Annotated in this window: 29 protein-coding genes; 16 read left to right on the plus strand and 13 right to left on the minus strand. The window is 71.1% G+C overall.

What is annotated here, in order from left to right:
- The 3 genes from BGO45_RS15590 to BGO45_RS15600 form a co-directional block, all read left to right on the plus strand.
- A partial coding sequence (locus BGO45_RS15590) for a helix-turn-helix domain-containing protein (protein ID WP_292695948.1) occupies window positions 1-390 on the plus strand: 390 nt, incomplete at its 5' end.
- Window positions 391-430: 40 nt separating this feature from the next.
- Window positions 431-1,444 (plus strand): LacI family DNA-binding transcriptional regulator, encoded by a 1,014-nt coding sequence (locus tag BGO45_RS15595; protein ID WP_292695950.1) that lies wholly within the window; start codon window positions 431-433, stop codon window positions 1,442-1,444.
- Window positions 1,445-1,555: 111 nt separating this feature from the next.
- A complete protein-coding gene (locus tag BGO45_RS15600; protein ID WP_292695953.1) occupies window positions 1,556-2,143 on the plus strand; it encodes a hypothetical protein in 588 nt (195 codons plus the stop codon).
- Window positions 2,144-2,154: 11 nt separating this feature from the next.
- On the opposite strand, the gene nhaA is transcribed toward BGO45_RS15600, so the two are convergent.
- From nhaA to BGO45_RS15615, 3 genes are all read right to left on the minus strand, one after another.
- Window positions 2,155-3,486: a Na+/H+ antiporter NhaA gene (gene nhaA, locus BGO45_RS15605; RefSeq protein ID WP_292695955.1), complete on the minus strand. Its 1,332-nt coding sequence runs from the start codon at window positions 3,484-3,486 to the stop codon at window positions 2,155-2,157.
- Between the two features lie 261 nt (window positions 3,487-3,747).
- Window positions 3,748-5,085: a solute carrier family 23 protein gene (locus tag BGO45_RS15610; protein ID WP_292695956.1), complete on the minus strand. Its 1,338-nt coding sequence runs from the start codon at window positions 5,083-5,085 to the stop codon at window positions 3,748-3,750.
- Window positions 5,086-5,241: 156 nt separating this feature from the next.
- On the minus strand, window positions 5,242-6,171 hold the full coding sequence (locus tag BGO45_RS15615) for a phosphoribosylaminoimidazolesuccinocarboxamide synthase (protein ID WP_292695958.1): 930 nt from the start codon (window positions 6,169-6,171) through the stop codon (window positions 5,242-5,244).
- Window positions 6,172-6,290: 119 nt separating this feature from the next.
- Here BGO45_RS15615 and BGO45_RS15620 point away from each other — a divergent pair, with 119 nt between their 5' ends.
- From BGO45_RS15620 to BGO45_RS15630, 3 genes are all read left to right on the plus strand, one after another.
- Window positions 6,291-7,988, plus strand: coding sequence for a BCCT family transporter (locus BGO45_RS15620; protein ID WP_292695960.1), 1,698 nt, complete (start codon window positions 6,291-6,293; stop codon window positions 7,986-7,988).
- Between the two features lie 185 nt (window positions 7,989-8,173).
- Window positions 8,174-8,797 carry a PadR family transcriptional regulator gene (locus BGO45_RS15625; protein ID WP_292695962.1) on the plus strand — a complete coding sequence of 208 codons (624 nt, stop codon included), beginning with the start codon at window positions 8,174-8,176 and terminating at the stop codon, window positions 8,795-8,797.
- A complete protein-coding gene (locus BGO45_RS15630; protein ID WP_292695964.1) occupies window positions 8,794-10,425 on the plus strand; it encodes a DHA2 family efflux MFS transporter permease subunit in 1,632 nt (543 codons plus the stop codon). Before BGO45_RS15625 ends, BGO45_RS15630 begins: the two co-directional genes overlap by 4 nt.
- 47 nt (window positions 10,426-10,472) lie before the next feature.
- Here the strand turns inward: BGO45_RS15630 and BGO45_RS15635 are convergent, their stop codons facing one another.
- Window positions 10,473-10,811, minus strand: coding sequence for a TfoX/Sxy family protein (locus BGO45_RS15635; protein WP_292695967.1), 339 nt, complete (start codon window positions 10,809-10,811; stop codon window positions 10,473-10,475).
- A gap of 56 nt (window positions 10,812-10,867) precedes the next feature.
- Window positions 10,868-12,139 (minus strand): phosphoribosylamine--glycine ligase, encoded by a 1,272-nt coding sequence (purD, locus tag BGO45_RS15640; RefSeq protein WP_292695969.1) that lies wholly within the window; start codon window positions 12,137-12,139, stop codon window positions 10,868-10,870.
- A 157-nt stretch (window positions 12,140-12,296) separates the two neighbouring features.
- On the opposite strand from purD, the gene BGO45_RS15645 reads away from it, so the two are divergent.
- Together BGO45_RS15645 and BGO45_RS15650 are read left to right on the plus strand one after the other, a co-directional pair.
- Window positions 12,297-12,653 carry a sterol carrier family protein gene (locus BGO45_RS15645; protein ID WP_076492174.1) on the plus strand — a complete coding sequence of 119 codons (357 nt, stop codon included), beginning with the start codon at window positions 12,297-12,299 and terminating at the stop codon, window positions 12,651-12,653.
- 92 nt (window positions 12,654-12,745) lie between these two features.
- A complete protein-coding gene (locus BGO45_RS15650) occupies window positions 12,746-13,081 on the plus strand; it encodes a potassium transporter Trk (protein ID WP_076492171.1) in 336 nt (111 codons plus the stop codon).
- A gap of 10 nt (window positions 13,082-13,091) precedes the next feature.
- Here the strand turns inward: BGO45_RS15650 and BGO45_RS15655 are convergent, their stop codons facing one another.
- Window positions 13,092-13,703 carry a zinc-binding alcohol dehydrogenase gene (locus BGO45_RS15655; RefSeq protein ID WP_292695974.1) on the minus strand — a complete coding sequence of 204 codons (612 nt, stop codon included), beginning with the start codon at window positions 13,701-13,703 and terminating at the stop codon, window positions 13,092-13,094.
- A gap of 228 nt (window positions 13,704-13,931) precedes the next feature.
- Between BGO45_RS15655 and BGO45_RS15660 the strand changes: the two genes are divergently transcribed.
- The 4 genes from BGO45_RS15660 to BGO45_RS15675 all read left to right on the plus strand — a co-directional run bounded on the left by BGO45_RS15660 (window position 13,932) and on the right by BGO45_RS15675 (window position 18,770).
- On the plus strand, window positions 13,932-14,786 hold the full coding sequence (locus BGO45_RS15660) for an endonuclease domain-containing protein (RefSeq protein WP_292695976.1): 855 nt from the start codon (window positions 13,932-13,934) through the stop codon (window positions 14,784-14,786).
- Between the two features lie 154 nt (window positions 14,787-14,940).
- Window positions 14,941-16,083 carry a phosphoribosylformylglycinamidine cyclo-ligase gene (gene purM, locus BGO45_RS15665; RefSeq protein WP_076492165.1) on the plus strand — a complete coding sequence of 381 codons (1,143 nt, stop codon included), beginning with the start codon at window positions 14,941-14,943 and terminating at the stop codon, window positions 16,081-16,083.
- 6 nt (window positions 16,084-16,089) lie between these two features.
- Window positions 16,090-17,556 (plus strand): amidophosphoribosyltransferase, encoded by a 1,467-nt coding sequence (purF, locus tag BGO45_RS15670; protein WP_292695981.1) that lies wholly within the window; start codon window positions 16,090-16,092, stop codon window positions 17,554-17,556.
- Entirely contained in the window at window positions 17,553-18,770 is a 1,218-nt protein-coding gene (locus tag BGO45_RS15675) for a CynX/NimT family MFS transporter (RefSeq protein ID WP_292695984.1), read from the plus strand. Before purF ends, BGO45_RS15675 begins: the two co-directional genes overlap by 4 nt.
- Before the next feature lie 6 nt (window positions 18,771-18,776).
- Here the strand turns inward: BGO45_RS15675 and BGO45_RS15680 are convergent, their stop codons facing one another.
- Window positions 18,777-18,959 carry a DUF3073 domain-containing protein gene (locus tag BGO45_RS15680; protein WP_076492157.1) on the minus strand — a complete coding sequence of 61 codons (183 nt, stop codon included), beginning with the start codon at window positions 18,957-18,959 and terminating at the stop codon, window positions 18,777-18,779.
- A 162-nt stretch (window positions 18,960-19,121) separates the two neighbouring features.
- On the opposite strand from BGO45_RS15680, the gene BGO45_RS15685 reads away from it, so the two are divergent.
- Entirely contained in the window at window positions 19,122-19,637 is a 516-nt protein-coding gene (locus BGO45_RS15685; RefSeq protein WP_292695988.1) for a universal stress protein, read from the plus strand.
- Between the two features lie 3 nt (window positions 19,638-19,640).
- Here BGO45_RS15685 and BGO45_RS15690 read toward each other — a convergent pair whose 3' ends face one another.
- The 3 genes from BGO45_RS15690 to BGO45_RS15700 all read right to left on the minus strand — a co-directional run bounded on the left by BGO45_RS15690 (window position 19,641) and on the right by BGO45_RS15700 (window position 21,582).
- Entirely contained in the window at window positions 19,641-20,246 is a 606-nt protein-coding gene (locus BGO45_RS15690; RefSeq protein WP_292695991.1) for a PadR family transcriptional regulator, read from the minus strand.
- Window positions 20,246-21,097 carry a DUF4097 family beta strand repeat-containing protein gene (locus BGO45_RS15695; protein ID WP_076492147.1) on the minus strand — a complete coding sequence of 284 codons (852 nt, stop codon included), beginning with the start codon at window positions 21,095-21,097 and terminating at the stop codon, window positions 20,246-20,248. Before BGO45_RS15695 ends, BGO45_RS15690 begins: the two co-directional genes overlap by 1 nt.
- Window positions 21,098-21,417: 320 nt before the next feature.
- Complete coding sequence (locus BGO45_RS15700) at window positions 21,418-21,582, minus strand: hypothetical protein (RefSeq protein ID WP_292695993.1); 165 nt, start codon at window positions 21,580-21,582, stop codon at window positions 21,418-21,420.
- Window positions 21,583-21,801: 219 nt separating this feature from the next.
- On the opposite strand from BGO45_RS15700, the gene BGO45_RS15705 reads away from it, so the two are divergent.
- Complete coding sequence (locus tag BGO45_RS15705) at window positions 21,802-22,071, plus strand: Rho termination factor N-terminal domain-containing protein (protein ID WP_292695996.1); 270 nt, start codon at window positions 21,802-21,804, stop codon at window positions 22,069-22,071.
- A 2-nt stretch (window positions 22,072-22,073) separates the two neighbouring features.
- On the plus strand, window positions 22,074-23,039 hold the full coding sequence (locus BGO45_RS15710) for a DNA topoisomerase IB (protein WP_292695999.1): 966 nt from the start codon (window positions 22,074-22,076) through the stop codon (window positions 23,037-23,039).
- A gap of 1 nt (window position 23,040) precedes the next feature.
- On the opposite strand, the gene BGO45_RS15715 is transcribed toward BGO45_RS15710, so the two are convergent.
- From BGO45_RS15715 to BGO45_RS15725, 3 genes are read right to left on the minus strand one after another with little or no spacing between them, the layout of a single operon-like run.
- The gene (locus BGO45_RS15715) at window positions 23,041-23,319 is read right to left on the minus strand and encodes a metal-sensitive transcriptional regulator (RefSeq protein WP_076492142.1); all 279 of its coding nucleotides are present in this window, start codon (window positions 23,317-23,319) and stop codon (window positions 23,041-23,043) included.
- A complete protein-coding gene (locus BGO45_RS15720; RefSeq protein ID WP_292696004.1) occupies window positions 23,316-24,992 on the minus strand; it encodes an FAD-dependent oxidoreductase in 1,677 nt (558 codons plus the stop codon). Before BGO45_RS15720 ends, BGO45_RS15715 begins: the two co-directional genes overlap by 4 nt.
- The gene (locus tag BGO45_RS15725; protein WP_292696007.1) at window positions 24,989-25,150 is read right to left on the minus strand and encodes a hypothetical protein; all 162 of its coding nucleotides are present in this window, start codon (window positions 25,148-25,150) and stop codon (window positions 24,989-24,991) included. Before BGO45_RS15725 ends, BGO45_RS15720 begins: the two co-directional genes overlap by 4 nt.
- Window positions 25,151-25,242: 92 nt before the next feature.
- On the opposite strand from BGO45_RS15725, the gene BGO45_RS15730 reads away from it, so the two are divergent.
- Complete coding sequence (locus BGO45_RS15730) at window positions 25,243-25,614, plus strand: CrcB family protein (RefSeq protein ID WP_254845559.1); 372 nt, start codon at window positions 25,243-25,245, stop codon at window positions 25,612-25,614.
- Window positions 25,615-25,679 lie beyond the last annotated feature (65 nt).

A 25,679-nucleotide genomic window follows, 5' to 3' on the forward strand; every position in this document is an offset into this window, starting at 1 on the left:
CGGGCGGAGGCCCGCGCCCTGTCCGATCGGTACGCCCGCCCGGCGGATGACGACGTCCGGCTCTACACGCGGGCCCGGACGATCCTCGAGTCCGAGGCCGCCCGCGCGGACCTGTCGGTCCTCGATGTCGCCACGCGCATCGGCGTCGGCCGCCGTCGGCTGGAACGCCTGTTCCAGCGGCGCGGCGAGAGCCCGGCGGCGGTGCTCAGGGGCCACCGGCTCCGCCTCGCGCGCGACCTCCTGGCCGCCGACGGCGCCGCGGATCTGGCCGAGATCGCGGCCCGCTCCGGCTTCCCGTCGGCCCGGGCGCTGAAAGACGCCCTCGTGGCCGCGGGGGAGCGGCATCCCGGACCCTCCGGAGGAGTACGCTCGCAACGTCGCCGGGACTGATCCGGCGCGTCGTCGCGTCGCAGAGTCCGGGAGGAGACCGATGTCACTGACCCCTGTGCGCGGTGCCGCCACCATCGAAGAAGTCGCCGCCCGGGCGGGGGTCTCCCGCTCCACCGTGTCACGCGTCGTCAACGGCTCGACCTCCGTCTCGCCCTCGGCGCTCGAAGCGGTCCGCCGCGCGATCGAAGAGCTGCAGTACGTCCCCAACCGCGCCGCCCGCTCCCTCGCCAGCCGTCAGACGCGCGCGATCGCGCTCGTCATCCCCGAAGACACCGACCGGTTCTTCGGCGACCCGTTCTTCGGTTCGATCGTCGCCGGGATCTCGCAGGTCATCGGCGAGTCCGACTACGTGATGAACATGCTCATCGCGAGCGACGACGCCAGCGCCAAGGCCCTCGGATACCTCCGCGGAGGCAGTGTCGACGGCGCCATCGTCGCCTCGCACCACACCAGCGACACGTTCGTCGACCGCCTGGCCGACACCGTGCCCGTGGTCTTCGGCGGACGCCCCGCACGCGTGCGCCCCGCCGACCACTACGTCGACGTCGACAACGTGCGGGGCGCGCGGGATGCCACCCGCTACCTCCTCGAACGGGGCCACCGCCGCATCGCGACGGTCGCCGGTCCCGCCGACATGCCCGCGGGCATCGACCGGCTGCAGGGCTTCCGCGATGTGCTCGCCGAGGCGGACCTCGCGCCCGCGGCCGTCGAGGACGGCGAGTTCACCGAGGCCGGTGGCGCCGCCGCGATGCGGAGGATCCTGGCATCCGGGGATCTTCCCGAGGCGCTGTTCGTCGCGAGCGACCTCATGGCCCGGGGCGCCTACACCGCCTTGCGCGAGCAGGGGCACGAGCCGGGGCGCGACATCGCGATCATCGGGTTCGACGACTCGGCCGTCGCGACCTCGCTCGTTCCGGCACTGACCACCGTGCGGCAGCCCTCGCGCGACCAGGGGCGCCAGATGGCGACGATGCTGCTCGACGTGCTCGCGGGTCGGGCGACGGCGAACACCGCGATCCTGCCGACGGAGATCATCGAGCGCGCTTCCGCCTGACCCCGCCGATCCGATCAGGACCGGTCGGGCGAACGCCGCCGTCAGCCGATACTGTGAGCGCTATCGAGCGCGCGGGTACCCGAACCCGCGCCGGTGTCGAGAGGATCGACGATGCGTCGATGGAGAAGCGTTGCCGCCGCGGCCGCCCTGGTGGCCATCGCAGCCCTGGCCGGCTGCGTACCCGAACAGGCGACCCCCGTCGCGTCGGAATCCGCGACACCCACGGTCACCGTCGCGACCCCGACGCCGACCCCGACCCCCACCCCGTCAGAGACCCCGGCGAGCGCCGCAGCCAACATCCCGGCGTCCTGCGACGACCTGGGCACGGCGAGCAGCCGGGCCGAGACCGTCGGCGGGCTCACGGCGCAGCACGCCGACGGATTCGTCCGGCCCTCGCCTCCGAACGCCACCACGAAGCTGTCGTGCAACTGGATCCAAGAGGAAGCGGCAGCGGTCCTCATCATCGTCAGCACCGCCACCGACGCCGACGTCTCGACGGGCCTCCAGCAGCTGGCATCCGAGGGGTACCAGTGCCAGGCGGCGCAGGACTTCGGCGCGCAGTACTGCATGCGCCCCGGTGACGCGGCGACCAGCGAAGACGTCGTCGTCGCGCGCGACGACGTCTGGATCTACCTCGAGACCGTGAACGTCAACGCGCGGGCCTGGCTGTCCGACATCGCCGCGCAGATCTACGGCTGACGCTCACCGTCTCAGCGGTCGCGGGGGAGCGGCTGCTGGTACACGTCGGGGACGTCGTCGCCGTCGGCATCCACTTCTTCCTCCGCCGCGAGGTGCTTGTAGCGACGGTTGCGGACGAGCAGGACGCTGGCCGCCAGCACGGATGCCAGCAGCGACGCGACCATGATCGCGATCTTCGCGTCGTCGGTGTGCTCCGAACCCGCGGGGAAGCTGAGCTCCGCGATGAGCAGCGACACCGTGAAGCCGATGCCCGCGAGAAGGCCCACGCCCGCGAGGTCGATCCACTTCAGCGCCGGGTCGAGACGTATCTTCGTCACGAGCGTGAGGATGCGGACCCCGAGCAGGATGCCGAGCGGCTTGCCCAGCACGAGACCCGCGACGACGCCGATCGTGACGGGGTCCATGATGGCGCGGGCCAGGCCCTCGCCGCCGCCCACCGCGACTCCCGCGGCGAAGAACGCGAAGATCGGCACCGCGATACCTGCCGAGAGCGGACGGAACCGGTGTTCGAACTGCTCGGCGAGGTCCATGCCCCGGATCTCGGGCTTGCGCTTCGACGGGGCGACCGGGATCGTGAAGGCCAGGGCGACGCCGGCGATCGTCGCGTGTACGCCCGAGGCGTGCAGGAACGCCCAGGCCGCGAAGCCGATCGGCAGCAGCACCACCCACGCGGCCCACGCGTGCCGTGCGAACCACGCACGACCGAGATGCGCGATGGTGCCGTAGATCACGACGAGGACCGCGAAGACCGCCAGCGGGAGCAGTGAGATGTCGCTGGTGTAGAACAGCGCGATGATCGCGATCGCGATGAGGTCGTCGACCACCGCGAGGGTCAGAAGGAAGATCCGCAGGGGGCCGGGCAGGTGCGAACCGACGAGGGCGAGCACGGCGACGGCGAACGCGATGTCGGTCGCCGCGGGGATCGCCCAGCCGGCGAGCAGGCTCGGCTGCGACGACACCACGAGCACGTAGATCAGCGCGGGCATCGCGACGCCGGCTGCGGCAGCAGTGATCGGCACGATCGCCGTGCTGAAGCGCCGAAGGCTCCCCGCGACGATCTCGCGCTTGAGCTCGAGGCCCACCATGAAGAAGAAGATCGCGAGCAGCCCATCGGCGGCCCACGCGCCGACGCTCAGCTCGAGGTGCCACGGCTCGTACCCGAAGCGCAGGTCGCGCAGCGCGAAGTACGCGTCCGCGGCGGGGGAGTTCGCCCAGATGATCGCCGCGATCGCGGCGACGACGAGCAGCATCCCGCCGACCGACTCGCGGCGCAGCAGGGTGGTGACGCGGTGGACCTCGCGATAGCCCGGCCAGCTCGGTGCGCGCAGGGAAGTTTCGTTCATGGCATCCATTCGGGGTCGTCGACACGGTCGTCGACCAGACTTCCCGACACGCCTGTTCCAGTTTACCCGGGCTGCGCGAACGCCCGGTGCCGGGGTGTGCGGCGCCGGATCACGTGAAGTGGTCGAGCGCACCCGTGGTGGTCGACCACGACGGGTACGTTCGGCCAGATCACGTGAAGTGGCGGGACAGGGATGCCGCGGGGCGGGTCGCGGTGCGGCGGCGGCACGCTTGACGCGCGCGGATGCCACCCGCCCGGGGCGTCAGGACGGGTCGCCGCCCAGCGGGCCCACCGCGGGGATCGGACCGCCGTCGTCGGCGCCGGTCTTGCGTGCGCGGGCGATCGCGTTGCCGAGGTGGTAGATCACGAGCGCGGCGACCGCGCCGAGCACGATCGCGCCGAGCTGGAAGTCGCCCCACTGCATCGTGAACCCGGCGATCGCGAGCACCAGTGCGACCGCACCCGTGTACTGGTTGACGGGGCGCGAGAAGTCGACGCGGTTGTCGACCCAGATCTTGATGCCGATGATCCCGATGAGGCCGTACAGCGCGGTGGTGACACCGCCGAGCACGCCCGCGGGGATCGTGTTGAACACCGCCCCGACCTTCGGCGACAGGCTCAGCACGATCGCGGTGAGACCCGCGACCCAGTACACCGCCGTCGAGTACACGCGGGTCGCCGCCATGACGCCGATGTTCTCGCCGTACGTCGTCGTGCCCGAGCCGCCGAACGTTCCCGCGAGCGTCGTGGCGACGCCGTCCGCGATGAGCGCGCGTCCGGTGGAGCGGTTGGCCGTGGCATCCGTCATCGCCGCCACGCCCCGCACGTGCCCGACGTTCTCGGCCACGAGCACCAGCACGACGGGGAGGAACATCGCGATCACCGACCAGGTCTGCGGTGTCGTGAAATCGGCGAGGTGGAACTCCGGCAGGCCGATCCACGGCGCGGCCTCGACGGGCGCGAAGTCGATGAGCGTCTCGCCCGATGCGGCCTGGATCAGGACCGTCGCGACGTAGCCGACGATGACGCCGAGGAAGATCGAGATGCGCCCGAGGAATCCGCGGAACAGCACGCTGAACAGGATCACCGCGACGAGCGTGATCGTGCCGGGGAGCGGCTGCTTCTGGAAGTTCGACCACGCGACCGGCGCGAGGTTGAAGCCGATCAGCGCGACGATCGCGCCGGCGACCACCGGCGGCATGACCTTGTCGACCCAGCCGAGACCGGCGAACTGCACGACCACGCCGATGAGCGCGAGCAGGATGCCGACGGCGACGATGCCGGCGAGGGCGGAACCGGTGCCGCCGATCGCGGTCGCCGCGGTGACGGGCGCGATGAACGCGAACGACGACCCGAGGTAGCTGGGGAGCCGGTTGCGGGTGACGAGGAGGAACAGCAGCGTCCCGACGCCCGAGAACAGCAGCGTCGTCGACACCGGGAATCCGGTGAGCACCGGCACCAGGAACGTCGCGCCGAACATCGCGATGACGTGCTGCAGCCCGATCGCGATCGTCGCGCCCCAGTTGAGTCGTTCGCCCGGCGCGACGACCGCGCCCGGCGCGACGGTGCGTCCGTTCCCGTGCAGCTTCCAGCGGAACATGTGGTCTCCTCGCGGTGGGGATGGGGGATGGGTGCCGAAAACGTAGGCCTTTGTCGAGAACGCAACGTGTGGTCGTCTATCCGGTGCGGTTTCGGCGAACGGGTGCGGTCTCGCGGGCGGGTGCACCGCCGGGCGCGACGCGGGACGACGCCGGCGTCAGGACGTCAGGCGCGACAGCAGCTCGGCATAGCGGGCGCGGGTGCGCGTCACGATGTCGTCGGGCAGCGCGGGCGGCTCGCCCTGCTTGTCCCAGTTCGCGGCGAGCCAGTCGCGCACGATCTGCTTGTCGAAGCTCGCCATGCGCTCGGCGGGGGTCGAGCCGGCGCGCCAGGCCTCGGCATCCCAGTACCGCGACGAGTCCGACGTCAGCACTTCGTCGGCGAGCGTGAGAACGCCCTCGGCGTCGTAGCCGAACTCGAACTTCGTGTCGGCGAGGATCAGTCCGTGCCGCTCGGCGACCGCGGCGGCGCGGCGGTAGATCTCCAGCGACAGGTCGCGGAGCGCAGCCGCGGTCTCTTCGCCGACGAGTTCGACGGAGCGCTCGTACGTGATGTTCTCGTCGTGCTCGCCCATCGGCGCCTTGTACGCCGGGGTGTAGAGCGGCTCGGGAAGACGGTCGCCGTCCGTGAGACCGTCGGGGAGCGGGATGCCGCACACCGTGCGCGACGCCTGGTACTCGGCCCAGCCCGACCCGGTCAGGTAGCCGCGCACCACGCACTCGATCGGCTGCATGTCGAGCGACCGGACGAGCATGGCGCGTCCGCGGACGGCATCCGGGATCAGCTCGACGCTGTCGTCGCCCCGGAGCACGTGGTCGGCGGCGAGATGATTCGGGATGCCACGCCCCCCGTCGGAGCCGGCGAGAAGGTCGAACCACCACAGGCTCAGCGTCGTCAGCAGCACACCCTTGTCGGGGATGCCGGGGCTGAGCACGTGATCGAAGGCGCTGACCCGGTCGCTCGCGACGACGAGGAGATGCGCGGGGGAGGCCCCCTCGACGGTGTCGGCGGGGACGTACAGGTCGCGGACCTTGCCCGAATAGACGTGGCGCCAGCCGTCGAGGGCGAGGGGGGAAGCGGGGATCACCCGCTCATTATCGCGGGTCAGCTCGCCCGGCGACGGCCCGGAGGGCGCGGATTTTGTCACATCGAGGCGGTCCGCGCCCGCCCCCCTGCGTCGCGGGGCCACCCCGCTACGGTCGGAGGATGACCGAGGCGACCGACACCGAGGCATCCATCGATCCCCCCGCGGACCGCTCCCCGCGCACGTTGCAGAGGTGGGTGTTCTGGCCCGCGGCCGCCATCGCGCTGGTGTTCATCGCGTTCGCCCTGTTCTTCCCCGCCGCCGCCGAGGTCACGTTCGGCGCGGTGCAGACGGCGATCGTCTCGGCCTTCAACTGGTACTACGTGCTGATCGCGGCGTTCTTCGTCGTCTTCGCCCTGACGATGGGCTTCAGCCGGTTCGGCCGTATCAAGCTCGGGCGCGACGACGACGAACCGGAGTTCTCGACGCTGTCGTGGTTCTCGCTGCTCTTCGCCGCGGGCATGGGCATCGGGTTGGTGTTCTACGGCGTGAGCGAACCCCTCAGCCACTTCACCTCCCCGCGTCCGGGGGTGGAGGGGACGCCCACGCAGCTCGCGCAACAGGCGATGTCGCAGACGTTCCTGCACTGGGGCGTGCACGCCTGGTCGATCTACGTCGTGATCGGCCTCGCGCTCGCCTATGCCTTCCATCGTCGCCAGCGTCCGCGCACGATCCGGTGGGCGCTCGAACCGATCCTCGGCGCCCGGCTCGTGCAGGGCGGATGGGGCAACGCGGTCGACGTCGCGGCGCTCGTCGGCACTCTGTTCGGTGTGGCGACGTCGCTCGGTCTCGGCGTGATCCAGATCAGCGCGGGCCTGGAGTTCCTCGGCGTGGTATCCCCGTCGATCCTCAGCCAGGCGATCCTCATCGGCGTCATCACGACTTTCGTCCTGTTCTCGGTGCTCTCGGGCGTCGGTCGCGGGATGAAGTGGCTGTCGAACTTCAACCTGGTCCTCGCGGGCGTGCTGATGCTCTACCTGCTGTTCGCCGGTCCGACGGAGTTCTTGCTGCGCGACGCCGTGCAGTCCATCGGCAACTACATCCAGAACTTCGTGGGCCTGTCGTTCACCACGAGCGCCTACGCGGGCGACGCGGGCGTCGCGTGGCAGGGCGCGTGGACTGCCTTCTACTGGGGCTGGTGGATCTCGTGGGCGCCGTTCGTCGGCATCTTCATCGCCCGCATCTCGCGCGGACGGACCGTGCGCGAGTTCGTCACCGGCGTGATCCTGGTGCCCACGCTCGTCGGCATCCTGTGGTTCACCGTCCTCGGGGGCTCGGCGATCTACGCGGAACTCACCGATTCGGCGTCCTTCGTCGGGCCGGACGGCACGGTAGACGTCTCGACGGCGCTGTTCCAGATGCTCGAGACCGTGCCGGGGTCGGTGTTCCTCGTCGTCGGGTTCCTGCTTCTGATCGGCATCTTCTTCATCACGTCCGCCGACTCCGGCGCTCTCGTCATGAGCATGATCGCCACGGGTGGCGAGGAAGAGCCCCCGCGGTGGACCCGCGTGTTCTTCACCCTCGCGACCTCGGTGATCGCCTTCGCGCTGCTCATCGCGGGCGGACTCACCGCCCTGCAGGCGGCGGCCATCAGTATCGCGCTGCCGTTCAGTCTCGTGCTGCTCGCGATCTGCTGGGCCACCGTGGTCGCCTTCCGGCGCGAGCTGAAGGCGTACGACAGAGCGGAGCGAGCCCGGTTGCGCGATCAGATCGCCGAGCACTACGGGTTGGAGGTCGAGGAGGCCAATCGCCGCGGCATCTTCGGCCTCCCCGCCCGGTGGCGACGTCACCGCGCGGAGCACGACGCCCCGGTCGGCTGACGCCCCGATTCCTGGCATCCCGCGTCCCAGGCCCCGCTCCGGTTCGAGTCGCCAAGACACGCGGATACCGGGCGAACGCATCCGCGTGTCCTGGACACCGAACGTTCATTCATCTCGCGCGCCCTCTCGTGCCGTTCGTGCGATATAGTCCATGTGGACTAGTCGACACGGACCATGGAGGGTGGATGCCGGACATCACGCGACTCACCCCGCTCGCGGTCATGCTCCTCGCGACCCTGCGGGAGGGCGACATGCACCCGTACGAGCTGCTGCGTCTGCTGCGCGAGCGCAAGGACGACCGTCTCGTGCCGCTGCAGAAGGGCACGATCTACCACACGGTCGCGCGCCTCGAACGGGATGGTCTGCTCGCCGAGGTCGGCGTCGACCGCGACGGGAACCGCCCCGAACGCACCACCTACACGCTGCTCGAGGCGGGACGCCTCGCGGTCGAGGAGTGGGTGCGGGCCGAGCTGCCCCAGATCGAACGGCCGAGCGACTTCCGTGTCGCCCTGTCGGAGGCGCACAACCTCGAGCGCGACGAGGTCATCGCCCTGCTCGATCAGCGTCGCGCTCTGCTCGTCGCCTCCGTCGACGAGCACCACGCCGGCCTCGCGGACTCCGCGGAGCGCGGCACCCCCGAGCAATTCCTCGTCGAGCTGCAGCGGCAGTCCGCTCTGCTCGACGCCGAACTCGCATGGCAGGACGCCCTGCATGCGCGTCTCGCCGATCGCTCCCTCGCCTGGGGCGTCGCCGAGATCCCCGAACACATCACGTCGAAGCACCGCCTCGCGAAAGAAGCCCACGCATGACCGACTCCCGCGCCGCCTCCGCGGCATCCCCCCGAACCGGGGCGCACGGCACTCCCGCGCGCAGCCCGTGGCCCGCCCTCTGGGCGCTGGTCATCGGCTTCTTCATGATCCTCGTCGACACCACGATCGTCTCGGTCGCGAACCCCGCCATCAAAGCGGCCCTCGACCCGAGCACCAACAACCTCGACAACGTCGTATGGGTCACCAGCGCCTACCTGCTCACCTACGCGGTGCCGCTGCTGATCACCGGGCGCCTGGGCGACCGCTTCGGGCCGAAGAACGTCTACCTCACGGGTCTCGCGATCTTCACCCTCGCCTCGCTCGCCTGCGGCCTGGCTCCGACCCTCGAGGTGCTCATCATCGCCCGGGCGGTGCAGGGCCTGGGCGCAGCGCTCATGACCCCGCAGACGATGGCCGTGATCACCCGCACCTTCCCGCCGCAGAACCGCGGCGCGGCGATGGGTCTCTGGGGTGCCACGGCCGGCGTCGCCACCCTCGTCGGCCCGCTCGCCGGCGGACTGCTCGTCGACGGGCTGGGCTGGGAGTGGATCTTCTTCATCAACATCCCGGTCGGCGTGATCGGCTTCATCGCCGCGCTCATCCTCGTGCCGCAGCTGCCGCGCACCGCGCACAAGTTCGACATCCTCGGGGTCGTCCTCAGCGCCGTCGGTCTGTTCCTCATCGTGTTCGGCCTGCAGGAGGGCGAGCACTTCGACTGGGCTGCCTGGATCTGGGCGATGGTCGCCGCCGGCGTCGTCGTCATGGCGTTGTTCGTGTGGACGCAGGCCCGCAGCAAGGGCGAGCCCCTCGTGCCGCTCGACCTGTTCCGCGACCGCAACTTCTCGATCGCGAACATCGCCATCGCCGCCGTCGGCTTCACCGTCACGAGCATGGCGCTGCCGCAGATGTTCTACCTGCAGCTCGCGCGCGGTCTGACTCCCACCGAATCGGCGCTCCTGCTGGTCCCGCTCGCGATCCTGTCGGGCGTGCTCGCCCCGTTCGCCGGCAAGCTGCTCGACCGCACCGACCCGCGCTTCCTTCTCGTCCCGGGTCTGGTGCTGGTCGGCGGATCGCTCGGCATCTACACCGCGCTCATCCTGAACGACGCCCCGATCTGGGCCTTCCTCATCCCCTCGGCCCTCATGGGCATCGGAAACGCCGGTATGTGGGGTCCTCTCGCCACGACCGCGACGCGCAACCTGCCGCCACGGCAGGCGGGGGCCGGTGCCGGCATCTACAACACCACCCGCACCGTCGGGTCGGTGATCGGCTCGGCATCCATCGCGGCCTTCATGCAGGCCCGTCTCGAGGCGAACCTGCCCGGCGCCGCGGATGCCGGTGCGAGCTTCGGCTCCGGGGCGCTCCCGCCGCAGGTCGTCGGCCCGTTCTCGCAGGCGATGGGGCAGTCGCTGCTGCTGCCGATCATCGTCATCGCGGTGGGCCTGGTGGCCGTGCTGTTCATGCAGCGTCCGTCGATGATCCGCCCCCACGGCGCCCCGCGCGACGCGGCGCCCGCCGCGGGTGCGTCCGCGCAGGGTGCGTCCGCGCAGGGTGCCCCGGCCGTGCAGGGTGCCCCGGCCGCGCAGGGTGCGGCCGCGCAGGGGGCCCCGGCCGCGGCCGGCGAGTAGCCGCGCGGCGTTCACCTCGGCGATCTTGCGGGGCGCCCCGCGCGGCGTCAGGGCGTGATCGAGTCGACGAAGCGATGCGCCTCGTCGATGACCGCGGCCCACGTCTCCCCGGCGTCGGGCGAGATCTCGGCCCATTCCCGGAGCGGGCGCCCCCGCATGACCATCGGGGCCCCGACCCCGTCGGCGGTGAGTTCGCCGATGCGCTGCTCGGGAAGCTTCACGACCAGCGCCCCCTCGTGGGCGACGAACGCGAACACCTTCCCGCGGACGCGGACGCCCTCGGTGCCGAACATCCGACCCATGTCGACGTCGGGCAACGCGCACAGGCGCTCCGCGATCGGGTCGAAGATCGCGTGCGCCCGCGTCATGGCATCCCGGTCCACCATGCGCACACGGTAGTCGGATCCGGATGCCGGGGCGAGAGGCCGCGGAAGGTTCCGGGTCAGTCCTCGACCACGCGGGCGGCGATGTCGGTGCGGTACTGGCCGCCCTCGAGCCCGATCATGCCCAGTGCCTCGTAGGCCGCGGAGCGGGCCTCGCGGAACGTCGTGCCGAGGGCCACGACGTTGAGAACGCGGCCCCCGGTGGCGTGCAGCCGACCGTCGCGCAGGGCCGTGGCGGCGTGGGCGACGTGCACACCGTCGACCTCATCCGCCTCGTCGAGTCCGGTGAGCACGCGACCGGTGATCGGCGCCTCGGGGTAGCCCTCGCTCGCGAGCACGACCGTCACGGCGGTCGCCTCCGCGAACGCGGGGCGCGGCTGATCTTCCAGGGTGCCGGACGCGGCGGCCATGAGCAGCGTCGACAGCGGGTCGAGGAGGCGCGGAAGCACGACCTGCGTCTCGGGGTCGCCGAAGCGCGCGTTGAACTCGATGACCTTCACGCCCGCCTCGGTGAGGATGAGCCCGGCGTACAGCAGCCCGATGAACGGCGTGCCCTCGGCGTCCATCTGCCGGATCACGGGCTCGGCCACCTCGCGCGTGACCTGATCGACGAACTCCTCCTCGCCGCCGAAGCGTTCGAGCAGCCACGGGAGGGGGGAGTACGCCCCCATCCCGCCGGTGTTGGGCCCCTCGTCACCGTCGCGGAGGCGCTTGAAGTCCTGGGCGGGGCTGAGGGGGAGCACCCGGTCGCCGTCGCTGAGGAAGAAGAGCGAGACCTCGGGGCCGGCGAGGAACTCCTCGATGAGCACGGGACCGGTGGGCAGATACGCCTCGGCGTGGGCCAGGGCGGCGGCGCGGTCGGACGTGACGATGACGCCCTTGCCCGCGGCCAGGCCGTCGGCCTTGACCACGTGGGGGGCGCCCAGCTCGTCGAGGGCCGCCTCGACCCCCGCGAGATCACGGGCTCGCACGGCTCGCCCGGTCGGCACGCCCGCGGCATCCATGATCCGCTTCGCGTAGGTCTTCGACCCCTCCAGCTGTGCCGCGGCCTTGCCCGGACCGAACACCGGGATGCCGCGCTCGCGGAGCGCGTCGGCGACGCCCGCGACGAGCGGAGCCTCGGGGCCGATCACGACGAGGTCGATCGCTTCGGTGTTGGCGAACTCGGTGACGGCGACCGGATCGTTCGCATCGAGGTCGACGACGTGGGCGTCGCGGGCGATACCGGCGTTGCCCGGGGCGGCGTAGATCGCGTGCGAGACCTCCTCGGAGCGCAGGGCGAGGATGATGGCGTGCTCGCGCGCGCCCGAACCGAGGACCAGGATTCTCACGCCGCCAGCCTAGCGAGCGCCCCGGACACCGCCCGCCCGGCGTCCGGCCCCTCTCGTCGAGTGTCCGAGACACGCGGACACCGCGCCGCCCCATCGGCGTGTCTTGGACACTCAACCGACGCCCTCGCCGATCCGCCCCGCGGGTACCGTGGATGCCATGCCTCCCCGCCGTATCGAGACCGGAGACGGCCGCGCCGCGCTCGCCGCCGTCGCCGCGGGCGGTGCGCCCCGAACGGCGACCGCCACCGCGGTCCGATACCTGCTGCAGCTGCTGGTCGAGAAGGCGCCGGGCAATTCGGTGGAGATGCGCGTGCCGCCGTTCGGCGCCGTCCAGGTCATCGAAGGACCCCGGCACACGCGGGGCACACCGCCCAACGTCGTCGAGACCGACGCCGCCACCTGGATCGCCGTCGCCACGGGCGCCGAGAGCTGGGCGGATGCCGCGGCCGCGGGCCGGATCGTCGCCTCCGGCGTCCGCGCCGACCTCAGCGCGCTGCTGCCGCTGCGGCCGTGATCCGGCGGTGCCGCCGCAGTCCGCGCCGCCGGTGATCTCGACATCGCACCATCGGCGACCCGTCGGCTCCGCGGCGGTGGGACAATGTGAGCATGGCTGAGCAGCCCGCCCCCGAACGCAAGCCCCTCGTGCACGAGGAGATCGTCACGCTGCGTGTGCGGCGAGCCCCGAAGTACGGCGTGTTCTTGGCCGCCGGTGCGGTGCTCGGCATCCTGGCCGCCCTCATCCTCACGTTCGCGATCGACGGCTCCGATCTGAGCCCGTATACGAACGTCGTCTACTCGCAGCTGCAGGTCTTCGGATTCACCGCGCTCATCTGCATCGTCATCGGAGCGACCCTCGGGGCGATCGCGGCGCTCATCTTCGAGCGGGTCGTGGGCCGGAAGGTCCGCGACGTCGCCGTCGACCACGAACGCTACCGCTACTGACGGCGGTCGGTCACGCCAATTCGGCGATGATCGGGTGGATGGCGGCGTCGAAGGCGACGACGTCGCTGCGCAGGCCGTCGGTCACCGCGACGGTGAGCGAGCCGATCCACCACACGCCCCGCTGCGCGAGCGGAAGCACCTGCACGTTCAGCTCGAACGAGTGCGCACGTCGGCCGACCCGGCGTTCGTGCACCGCGATCGCACTGGCGTACGCGCGGTACGAGACGCCCGGTCGCGCCGCTCCCTCGGCCCCGTAGCGCGCGTGCGCCAGCCGGGCGAACTCCCGCGCGTCGGCGGCGTACGGGGCGATCGCCGCGCGCAGCGCCTCGGCCCGACCGACCGGGAGGGCGAGCAGGTCGTCGAACCCGTCGACCAGCTCGAGCGGGACGGGCGAGGGGTGCGCCAGCGGCTCGACGCTCATCGCCCAGTACTCCCGCCACTCCCGCTCGAGGAGCGCCTGCTCGGGGTCGGGACGTGCGGCGCCGTCGTACCCCGGAACCCGGCGCAGCGCGGGCAGTTCCTCCGGGGAACGGATGCCGCACACCTGACGGAGGTAGAGCGCGATGAGCACCGGGATCGCCGCGTCTTCGCGGATCACCCACTCCGGCTGGCCGCCCGTCATGGCGCCATTGTAGGGACGGGGGCGACCCGCCGGGGCGGGCCTTGCGTCCGGCGTCGCCCCCGCAGAGGAGGAGATTCGGCGAGGGGAGGACAGCAACCGGATGCGGCATCCTCCGCTCCCCGAATCTCCTCCCGTCACGCAACGCCCACCCCTCCTCCCCAGCGCTGCCATCCACAGGTTTCGGACGCGGCGCGCCCCGGGACGCGATCGGTCGGGCACTCTGGCGCCGTGAACCCCCGCATCTCCCTCCGCATCGACGAACTCGTCGTCCGCGTGCGCAGTCGGGGCGGTGTCGTCGCCTCTGCCGTACTCCACCGAGACGGAGTGTCTGCGGGCACGATCGCCGCGGCGGTGTCGGCGGGTGCCCTGGTCCGCCTTCGCCGGAGATGGGTCGCCGTTCCCGACGCGGATCCCTTCCTCGCCGCCGCCGCGCGAGCGGGAGTGACGTTGGCGTGCTCGACGGCGGCCGTCCGGCACGGCCTCTGGGTCTTGTCCACGGGCGCGATCCACGTCGCGGCGCCCCCGCACGCGGGCCGCATCTCCGTCGCGTCGGAGACTCGGGTCCACCGGTGTCGGCCCCTCGTCCCTCGGCATCCGGAGCATCTGGTGGACGACGTGGTCAACGTGCTCGGTGTCGTGAGCGGCTGCCTCCCCGACGAACAAGCGCTCGCGGTCTGGAACTCGGCGTTGAACAAGAAGCTGGTCACCCTCGAAGAGATGCGACGGTACCCGCTCACGAGCCGTGGACTCGACCTTGCGGCGCGGGCCACTCCGCTCGCGGATTCGGGGCTCGAGACTTTCCTCATCGAGCGTCTCCGGTGGCTCGGCGTGCGGCTGACCGCCCAGGCCTGGATACTCGAGCACCGCGTCGACCTCCTGATCGGCGAGAGGCTCGTCGTCCAAGCCGACGGGGGTCACCACGTCGGATCCCAGCGCGAGGCCGACGTCCGGCACGACACCCTTCTGGCGCTGAACGGCTACCACATGATCCGGGTGGGGTACCACCAGCTCATCGGCGATTGGCCGTCGGTGCAGCAGGCCATCATGTCCGCCATCGCCCAGGGTCTCCATCGAGCCCGCTGAGGCTCGCGGAGGAGGAGATTCGGGGAGGGGAGGATGCCGGATGTCGATGCCGTCCTCCCTTCGCCGAATCTCCTCCCCCGGGACCCAGGCGCCCCACCCCGCGATCGAGCGGCGACGCGGGGAGCGTGTCGGATCCTGCGGGTAGTCTGTTGCCGTGGCCTCCGCTCCCCACGAAAACCCCTATTCCGCTGCCGGCGTCGACACCGCCGCGGGCGACCTCGCCGTCGAACTGATGAAGTCGGCCGTGAAGCGCACGCACGGCCCCGAGGTGCTGGGCGGAGTGGGCGGCTTCGCCGGCCTCTTCGACGCCTCGGCGCTCCGCGACTACGCCCGCCCGCTGCTGGCGACCAGCACCGACGGCGTCGGCACGAAGGTCGCGATCGCGCAGGCCATCGACAAGCACGACACCATCGGCGAAGACCTCGTCGGCATGGTCGTCGACGACATCGTCGTGGTGGGGGCGCGTCCGCTCTTCATGACCGACTACATCGCGTGCGGCAAGGTCGTGCCGACGCGCATCGCCGACATCGTCGCCGGGATCGCGCGCGGCTGCGCGGCCACGGGCACCGCTCTGGTGGGCGGCGAGACCGCCGAGCACCCCGGTCTCCTCGGCATCGACGACTACGACGTCGCGGGGGCGGCGACGGGCGTCGTCGAGGCCGACCGCGTGCTCGGCGCCGATCGGGTGCGGGGCGGCGACGTCGTCCTGGCCCTCGCCTCGAGCGGCTTGCACTCCAACGGGTACTCGCTCGTCCGTCACATCGTCGCCGGCCGTGGCATCACGTACGGCTCCGCCTCCGCCGAGCTCGGCGGTACGTGGGGCGAGGCGCTGCTCGAACCCACGCGTCTGTACACCTCGCCGCTGCTGCGTCTGCTCGGCGATGCGGCGGTGGGCTCCGGCATCCACTCGCTCAGCCACGTCACGGGCGGAGGCATCGCCGCGAACCTCGCGCGCGTGCTGCCGCAGAACACCTGGGTCGACGTCGACCGCTCGACCTGGAGCCCGTCGCCGGTGTTCCGGGTGCTCGCCGACCTCGGCGGGCTCGAGCTGACCGCGACCGAGGGGACGTGGAACCTCGGCATCGGCTTCCTCGCGGTCGTCGCCCCCGAGGTCGCCGACGCGGCGATCGCGGCGCTGTCGGCCGACGGCATCGACACGTGGCAGGTCGGTGTGGTGCGCGACGACGCGCGCCCCGACGGAGAGTTCGAACAGGGCGCGAAGGGCGTCGACGGAGGCGCCGTGCGCCTGGTCGGCTCGTACGCGGATGCCGGTCACCCGGCGAACGGAGCGAAGTAACCCCCCATGTGCGGCATCGTCGGCATGGCCGGGCAGGGCCCGGTCAACCAGGAGATCTACGACGCGCTCCTGCTCCTCCAGCACCGCGGGCAGGATTCCACGGGCATGGCCACCGCCGAGTCCAGCGGGGTGTTCCACATCCACAAGGCCCGCGGCCAGGTGCGTGAGGCGTTCCGCACGCGCGACATGCGCGCGCTGCTCGGCGACATCGGTCTCGGCCACGTGCGGTACGCCACGAAGGGCACGGCCTCCAGCGAAGAAGAGGCGCAGCCCTTCTACGTCAACGCGCCCTACGGCATCGTCCTCGTGCACAACGGCAACCTCACGAACACGCGCGAGCTGACCAGCGAGCTGTTCCACAAGGACCGCCGGCACCTGAACACCAGCTCCGACACCGAACTCCTGGTGAACATCCTCGGTTCCGAACTGCAGTCCGAGATCTCCGGCCCCGACCTCGACCCGGCGCAGGTGTTCCGCGCCGTCGCCCGGGTGCACGAGCGCGTCGAGGGCTCGTACGCCACGATCGCCCTGATCGCGGGCTACGGTCTCCTCGCGTTCCGCGACCCGTTCGGCATCCGTCCCCTCATCCTCGGCAAGCGCCCGGCGGGTGGGGACGACGGCCGCGAGGAATGGGTCGTGGCCTCCGAGTCGCTCGTGCTCGAGAACGCCGGCTTCGAGATCGTCCGCGACGTCGAGCCCGGCGAGGCCGTCTTCATCACGCTCGACGGCACCCTCCACGCGCAGCAGTGCGCGCAGAACCCGACGCTCGCGCCGTGCTCGTTCGAGTACGTGTACCTCGCTCGCCCCGACTCCGTCATGAACGGCATCTCGGTGTACGAGGCGCGCCTGCGCATGGGCGAGCGCCTGGCCGACACGATCGCGAAGTACACCCCGCACGACTCGATCGATGTCGTCATGCCGATCCCCGACTCGTCGCGACCGGCGGCGATGCAGGTGGCGCGCAAGCTGGGCATCGAGTACCGCGAGGGCTTCTACAAGAACCGCTATGTCGGCCGCACCTTCATCATGCCCGGCCAGGCGATCCGCAAGAAGAGCGTGCGTCAGAAGCTCAACGCGATGTCGACCGAGTTCCAGGGCAAGAACGTCCTCCTCATCGACGACTCGATCGTGCGCGGCACGACCAGCCGCGAGATCATCCAGATGGCGCGGGATGCCGGTGCGAAGAGCGTCACGTTCGCGTCGGCGGCCCCGCCGGTCCGGTACCCGCACGTGTACGGCATCAACATGCCGTCGCGGCAGGAGCTCGTCGCGCACGGCCGCACGATCCCGCAGATCGCCGAGGAACTCGGCTGCGACTACCTCGTGTACCAGGAGGTCGACGACCTCAAGGCCGCGATCATGGAGGGCACCGACCTCGTCGACCTCGACATGAGCTGCTTCGACGGCCGCTACGTCACCGGCACGGTGTCGGACGAATACCTCGCCTGGGTCGAGGGCAGCCAGGAGTCTTGACCCCGCGCCGCAGCGGGACGGTCGTGTGGGCCGCGGCCGCGATCGTGCTGCTCGCGTTGACGCTGCGGATCGCCGTGGCTTCCCTGTCACCGCTGCTCACCGTGATCTCGCGCGACTTCGCGCTGCCGGCGGCGGTCGTCGGTCTCATCGGCATGGCGCCGCCGGCGGCCTTCGCGCTGTCGGCGGTCGTGACGCCCGTCATCGAACGTCGGGTGGGACTCGAGCGCCTCGTCCTGATCGCGGCGGTGGCCGCAGCGGCTGCGCTCGGCCTGCGGGCGGTGGCTGTGGATGCCTGGACGCTCCTCGCCGCGACCGCGGGGGTGTTCGCGGCGGTCGGTGTCGCCAACGTGCTCATCCCGGCGGTGGTGAAGAAGTACTTCCCCGCCCGCGTCGGGCTGATGACCACGGTGTACACGACGACGATGGCGGTGGCCACCTTCACTCCGCCGCTGGTGGCCGTACCGCTCGCGGGCGCGATCGGATGGCGCGGGTCGTTCGCGGTGTGGGCCTTCGTGGCGGTCGCGGCGGTCGTGCCCTGGGTGGTGACGAGCCTGCGGGCTCGGGCCGGCCGTGACGACATCGTCGAAGAGCCGCGTGCCTCGGTGCTCTCGCGCGTCATGCGGGTACCGCAGGCGTGGGCGCTGGTGATCACGTTCGCGGTGAACTCGTCCGTCGCCTACGGCATGTTCGCGTGGCTGCCGACGATCCTCATCGACACCGCCGGGGTCGATGCGGCCACCGCCGGGAGTCTGCTCGCCCTGTTCTCGTTCATGGGTCTGCCGGTGTCACTGGTGGTGCCGCTGCTCGTCGCCCGCTTGCGTCGGACCACCCCGTTCTACGTCCTCGCCGTCGCCAGCGGTCTCGTCGGGGTCGCGGGGCTGCTCTTCGCTCCGGGTGCCGCCACGGTGCTGTGGGTCGTCCTGATCGGGCTGCCGCCGCTGATGTTCCCGATGGTGCTGGTGCTGTTCGGCCTGCGCACCCGTTCGCACGAGACGGCGGTCGCGCTGAGCGGGTTCGTGCAGAGCCTCGGTTACGCCTTGGCGGCGCTGGTTCCGCTCGCGATCGGGGTCACCCACGAACTGACCGGCGGATGGGCCGCGGGACTGATCGTCCTGGGCGGGGTCATCGCGATCGTCGTGCCTGCGGCCATCGTCGTGGCGCGCTCGGAAACGATCGAGGAGGCGTGGGAACGCCGCCACGGTCGAGCGTGGTGACGAGGGCTAGGCCTTCTCGTCTTCGTACTCGTCGGCGTACTGGTCGGCCCACTTGTCGACGTACGCGTCTTCACCCGTTTCGGGTGCACCGAGTTCGCGCTCGAGAGCGGAGTAGTTCACCGAGTAGGTGTCGTACTTCAGCTCACGGGCGATCTTGGTGTTCTTCGCCTTCTGACGGCCACGCCCCATGCGAGACCCCCTCACGATCGACGTCGAGGGCCATGCTGTGGGCCCTGCGTATTGCGGTTCCGGACCGAGCCGGTAAGAGTAACAGCCAGGATATCACGGTGCTTTCCGCCCCCGCCTGCCGTCGGTCCGCGGGGGCCGCGCCGCTCGAGCAGAGGAGCCACGATGGCAGACGACAGCACCGCCCCGAAGCGGGCCGGCGTGGTGATCGCGGGTGTCGTCCCGGGGCAGTCCCCGCGGGTTCTGCGGGCCGCAGCGCGGCAGGCCGCGCTCGCCGGCGCGGATCTCGTGGTCGCTCATGTCGACACGACGCGGTTCGTCGCCTTCGAGGATCCCGACGGCTACGTGAGTCCCTCCACGGTCGATGTCGCGGGAGCGGCGGCCGCGGCTGCGCTCTCCGACGTGCAGGCCGCGGCGGACTCCGCGCTGGCCGACGCGCAGGTGTCGTGGACGGTGCGCCAGGTGATCGGCGACCCCGCCCTCGCCCTCATCCACCTCGCGGACGAGCTGGACGCGTCGCTCCTGGTGGTGGGTACCCGTAAGCGTGGACTCGGCGAGTCGTTGCGCGAGTTCCTCACCGGGTCGGTCGCCGCGCGGCTCACCCATCGACAGCGACGACCGGTGCTGGTCGTCCCGTTGGGTGAGCCGCTCGCGCCCGATGAGGACCTCGTCTGGGAGTGATCCTCAGCCGCGGACCGCGCGGGCGACGGCCTCCGAGGCCTGTTGCAGCGCGGACTCGATGGCATCCACGCCGGATGCCGTGAGTTCGCCGCCGCGCGCGACGTGCGAGCGCAGTTCGGAGCGGACCCGACCACGGAACTCGGTGATCGCGGCATCCGCACGATGCAGCTGCTCCCGGCTGAGGGCGCGCGGGTCGTGCGCGGGGCTCCGGTCGGCCTGCTCGCGTTCGTCGCGCGATGCGGCGGCGAGGTCGGCGCGGAGGCTGCGCATGGCATCCCGGACGCTCCCGCGGACCTCGTCGGCGATGAGGCGGACGCTGTCGGCCAGACCCGCCTGGATGCCCTCGAGGTCGCCTTCGCGCGCGGCGACCTCTGCGCGGCCGGCGTCGGTGATCTCGTAGACGGTCTTGCGTCCGTCGACCGTCTTGGTCACGAGCCCCTCTTCCTCGAGCTTCGCGAGCCGCGGGTAGATGGTGCCGGCCGAGGGCGAGTAGGTGCCGCCGGTGCGCTCGGTCAGGGCCTGCATGAGGTCGTAGCCGTGGCGCGGAGCTTCGGCGAGCAGGCTGAGGATGTAAAGGCGCAGGTCGCCGTGGGAGAAGACGGGGCTCATCACCATTCCTCCTCTCCGGCGAGTTCGTCGGGACGCAGCCCCGACACGCCGCGGCGGAGGACCGTGATCTCACCCGAGACGGTGTTCGCCCGCACGTCGACGAAGGACCCCGCGAGCGCGCCGGTCGATCCCGTGTAGTTGGTGGGGCCCGAGCCCGAGCGCACGCTGCCGTCGATCTGCACGCGTCCGCTGACGGAGCGCGCGACGTAGTTCGCGGGGAGGCCGCGGTCGAGGCGGATCGTCGCCGAGCCGCTGACGGAGTTCAGGCTGATCGACTGCACCGTCCCGGTGGAGTCCACGAGCAGGGCGCCCGCGACGGTGTCGATCGAGGCCTTCGTGACGGCGCCGGTCGCGGCGATGTCGCCGGAGACGCTGTTGGCGGTGAGGGCGCCCTGGAGCTCGCGCACCTGCACGTCGCCCGAGACGGCGTTGAGGCTGACGTCGCCCACGAGCCCGTCGACCATGATGTCGCCCGAGACCGTGTTGAGCTTGGCATCCGTCCGCAGGCCCGACACGAGCGCGCTGGCGCTGACGACGCCCAGCGTCAGGGCGACCGTGCGCGGGACGGCGACGCTCACCTCGGCCTTGGGACCGCCGGCGCCGAAGTTGCGGAACACTTCGAGGAAGTTGTCCCAGCGCAGCTGCGGGTGGTCGATTTCGAGCCGGCCGTCGACCATCTCGATGCGCAGGTCTTTGACCGTGACGCCGTGCACCTCGATGCGGGCGCCGGGGTCGTCGTGGGCGATGACGTCGACCTGGCCCCCGACGAGGCCGATCTTCAGTTCCCGCAGTCCGTCGACGTCGATGACGCGCGTCTCGCCCGGGTGGACGATCCATTTCTCCATGGCGATCCCCTAACTCAAGATATATCGCGTTACTTCGAGTATCACGATATATCGCGTCTGCGTCAAGAGGCGGCGTCCCTGGCATCCACTTCACGTGATCTGGTCGAGCGGACACGCTCTGGGCGGGCATGACGCGTGTACTCGGCCGGTTCACGTGAAGTGGCGCCCAGAACGCGGCACAACGCCCGGACGCGACCCGGACTCGCGCCCGCCCCGCAAACGACGGATGCCACGTCCTGGGGGAAGGACGTGGCATCCGGGGCGGGCGAACCCGCGGGGGGATGAGGAGGCTCGTGCACCCGAAACGCGAGCGCTCCTCTCGGGGGTTAAACCGGCTTGCGGCCGCTGATCAGGCGGAAGAGCAGCACGATCAGGGCGATGAGGCCGACGATGATGGCGACCCAGAGCAGGAAGCTCGCAGCCTGGCCCAGGCCGCTGAAGATCGCGATGACGATCGCGGCGATGATGATGATGATCAGGAAGATGTTCATGGGGGACTCCTTGCTGTGTCCGCTCACGCGGCAACCGGCGAGTGGTTGACCTCCACGTTCCCACCGCGTGCCGATCCGGGCCGGGGGGTTGACGTTTCTGGAAATTCGCTGTTAGCCGCCGCGGGGCGACGCGGAGCGGGAGGGTCGGCTCTGTCAAGCCTGCTCCGGGGCCGGGTGGGCGGGTCGTAGCGTCGGGGCATCCCACGGAAGGAGACGACCATGCCCCAGGGGCGAGGATCGAACAGCCTGAAAGACCCCGATCTCTACGAGGAGCTGCGGAAGCAGGGTGACTCGAAGGAGAAGGCCGCGCGCATCTCGAACGCCGCCGCCGCGCAGGGGCGGAGCGCGGTCGGCTCCCGCGGGGGACATGCGGAGGACTATGAGGACCGCACGGTCGACGAGCTGAAGAAGCGCGCGAAGGAACTGGGCATCACCGGGTACTCCGGCAAGAAGAAGGCGGAGCTGATCGACATGCTCCGCTCCCACTGACGGTGGCGCGTCTCGTCCGGGTCCGGCCCTATGAGGACCCCGGGTTCCGCCGTGTCCGGTCCGGCTCCGGATTCCGCTTCGTCGACCACACCGGCTCCGCCGTCCCCGAGCGCGAGGCGGAGCGCGCCCGGGGGCTCGTCATCCCACCCGCCTGGCGCGAGGTGTGGATCGCGAAGGAGCCGAACGCCCACATCCAGGCGGTCGGGACCGACGAGGCGGGGCGGCGGCAGTACACGTATCACGCGGATTGGTCGAAGGGGCGCGACAAGGGCAAGTTCGCCCGTGCTCTGCAGCTCGCCGAGGCCCTGCCGCGGGCACGTGCCCGCGTCACGCAGTCGCTGCGCCGGTCGGACGTCGATCGCGAGCGCGTGCTGGCGGTGTCGTTCCGTCTGCTCGACCAGGTCGCCCCGCGCGTGGGCAACGCCCGGTACTTCGTGACGAACGGCAGCCGTGGACTCACGACCCTCCAGCGGAGGGATGCCACGGTCGAGGGCGATCTCATCCGGTTGTCGTTCCCCGCGAAGAGCGGCAAGCGCGCGGAGCTGTCGCTCCAGGACGCCGAGGTCGCGGCCCTGATGTCGGAGCTCGCCACGGGGCGTTCCCGTGCCGCCCTGCTCAGCTACCGACGCGGACGTCGTCGCGTGCCCCTGACGCCGGGCGATGTGAACGCGTACGTGCGGGCGTTGACCGGCGGTCCGTTCAGCGCCAAGGACTTCCGGACTCTCCGTGGCACGATCCTGGCCGCGGAAGCGCTGGCGGAAGCCGGAGTCGCCCCGACGAAGAACGAGCGCAAGAAGGTCGAGCTCGCGGCGGTCCGCGCCGCGGCGGACGCGCTCGGCAACACCCCCGCCGTCGCGCGTTCCAGCTACATCGATCCGCGGGTGTTCTCCCTCTACCGGCGCGGCCGCACGATGGAGCTGGGGGGATCGAAGGATGCCGCGATCCGGCGCCTCATCCTGGGGGAGTGACTCAGGCCAGGGTCAGGAAGAGCTTCTCGAGGTCCTCGAGGGACAGGCGATCGTCGTCCTGCGCAGCGGCGTCGTCGTCGGTGAGGCAGGTCCGCATCGCCGTGCTCACGACCGCGAATCCCGCCCTGTCGATCGCCTTGCTGACCGCGGCCAGCTGCGTCACGACGGCGCGGCAGTCGCCCCCCGCCTCGATCGCCTCGATGACGGCGGTGAGCTGACCGCGCGCGCGCTTGAGGCGGTTGGCGGTTCTGCGGATTGTCTCGGCGTCGGTCTCGGTCACGAGCGGATCCCCTCGGTGGCGGTGGCGGTGGCGGTGCGGCCGGCGAGCCACGTGAGGTACCCGCCGTCGAGATTGCGGACGTCGTGCCCGGCCGCGGTGAGCAGCCGTGCGGCCGTGTGTCCACGCTGTCCGACCTGGCAGTGTACGACGAGGGGCCCGTCGGGGAGCGCGACGTCGCCCGCGCGGAGGGTGTCGAGCGGGATGCTGAGGGCGCCGGGGATGGCTCCCGCGGCGACTTCGGTCGGCGTGCGGACATCGATCACGGTCGCTCCGCCGGCGATCGCTGCGTCGAGTTCGTGCCACTGGATCGTGCGGGTCAGGCCGCCGCGGACGTTGTCGGCGACGTACCCGATCTGGTTGACCGCGTCCTTGGCCGACCCGAACGGCGGGGCATAGGCGAGTTCGAGGCGGGCGAGCCGTGAGGCGCGCACGCCGGTCTGCATCGCGAGGGACAACACGTCGATCCGACGGTCGACGCCGTGGCCGCCGACGATCTGGGCGCCCAGGATGCCGTCGTCCGCCGGGTCCACGAGGAGCTTCATCGCCATGCGTTCGGCGCCGGGGAAGTAGCCGGCGTGATCGGTGGGGTGCGTGTGCAGCACGCGGTGCGGTCGATTCTCGGCTCGCAGGCGCGCCTCGCCGGCCCCCACGCTGGCGATGACGAGATCGAAAACGCGGAGGATCGCCACGCCCGTTGCCGCGTCGGCGGGATCGACGGCATCCGCCCCGAGCGCGATGACGTCGGCGGCGGTGCGGCCGTGGCGGTTGGCGAGACCCGCCATCGTGACCAGCCCCGCTTCGCCCGAGACCGCATCGATCTTCTCCACGGCGTCGCCGACGGCGAGGATCCGCGGGTCGGAGGTGCGCTGCCACGGATCGACGGCGATGCCGCCCGTGGGTCCGAGCGTGAGCCCCGCGGCCGCGGCCAGTGCCGTGTCGGGGCGGGTTCCCCGCGCGTCGATCACCACCTCGGCGTCGATCCGCGCGCCGGAGGCCAGGGCGACGCCGGTGGAGGTCACTCGGGAGATCTCATCGGAGAGGTGCAGGTCGACGTCGTGCTGCCGCAGCTCTTCGATCAGGGGCCCGGCCATCTCGGCGTCCAGCGGACGGAAGGGGTGCGCTCCGCGGTGCACGAGCGAGACCCGGATGCCGCGGCGCGTGAGGTTCTCGACGGCTTCGAGGCCGATGAATCCACCGCCGGCCACCACGGCGCGCGTCGCGCCCGCATCGAGCCGGGAGACGATGCGGTCGACGTCGTCGACCGTGCGGAGGGTGAGGACGGGGACCGCGTCGTCGTCGGCGGGCGGCGGATCGACGGGCACGGACCCCGGCGAAAGGATGAGGTGGTCGTAGACGAGCGTCTCGACGACGTCGGTGTCGAGGTCGCGCACGTGTGCCGCGTGGGCGGCCGCGTCGATGCGGACGACCTCGTGTCGCACGCGGACGTCGAGCGCGAACCGGCTGCGCAGGCTGTCGGGCGTCTGCACGAGGAGTGCGGATCGATCGGCGATCTCGCCGCCGACGTAGTACGGCAGGCCGCAGTTCGCGAAGCTCACGTACGGGCCGCGCTCCACGACGACGATCTCGTGGTCGTCGTCGAGTCGGCGAAGGCGCGTCGCGGCGGACGTCCCGCCCGCGACGCCGCCGACGATGACGGTGCGGGGCACGGTCACCGTCCGAACAGACGCGCCCACAGCCCGCCGCTCTCCGCGCGTTCATGGCCCGGGCAGCGGTCGGCGCGGGGCACCCCGGCCATGACCATGTCGATGTGCTGGCCGCATCCGGCCCAGGTGGTCTTTCCGCAGGTGCGGCAGGTGACGGCTCGACACATGTCGTTCTCCTTCTTTCGTCGCACCCACCCTAACAGATACCCCCGGGGGTATTCATCACGGGATGTGCGTCGGCGGGCGTAGGGTGTCGTCCGTGGTGTCCTGGCGCGATCTCGTCTCGGTGGCCGTCGGCGGCGCGATCGGCACCGCGGTGCGCGCCGGCCTCACCCTGGCGCTCTCGGCCGACCTCGGCCCCGCACTCGTTCCGCTCATCAACGTCGTGGGGGCGTTCGCGATCGGCATCCTGTTCGGGATCCGCGCCCGGATGCCGATGTCCACCCGCGCTCAGCGGGCGCAGCTGTTCTTCGGGACGGGTGTCCTCGGCGGCTTCACGACGTACAGCGCGCTCGCGGTGGAGTCCGCCGATCTGTCGCTGCTGTGGTGGGGGGCGGTGACCGTGGTGGTGGGGACGTTCGCCGCGTGGGTCGGCGTGCTGATCGGGCGGGGTGGGCGCCGCCGCGTCTGACGCCATCGCGCCCGCGCTTGTGGGGGTTCATCGATTTTGGTACAAATGTGCCATTAAGTGAGGCG

Source organism: Microbacterium sp. 71-36, from assembly GCF_001898305.1.
Taxonomy (GTDB): domain Bacteria; phylum Actinomycetota; class Actinomycetes; order Actinomycetales; family Microbacteriaceae; genus Microbacterium.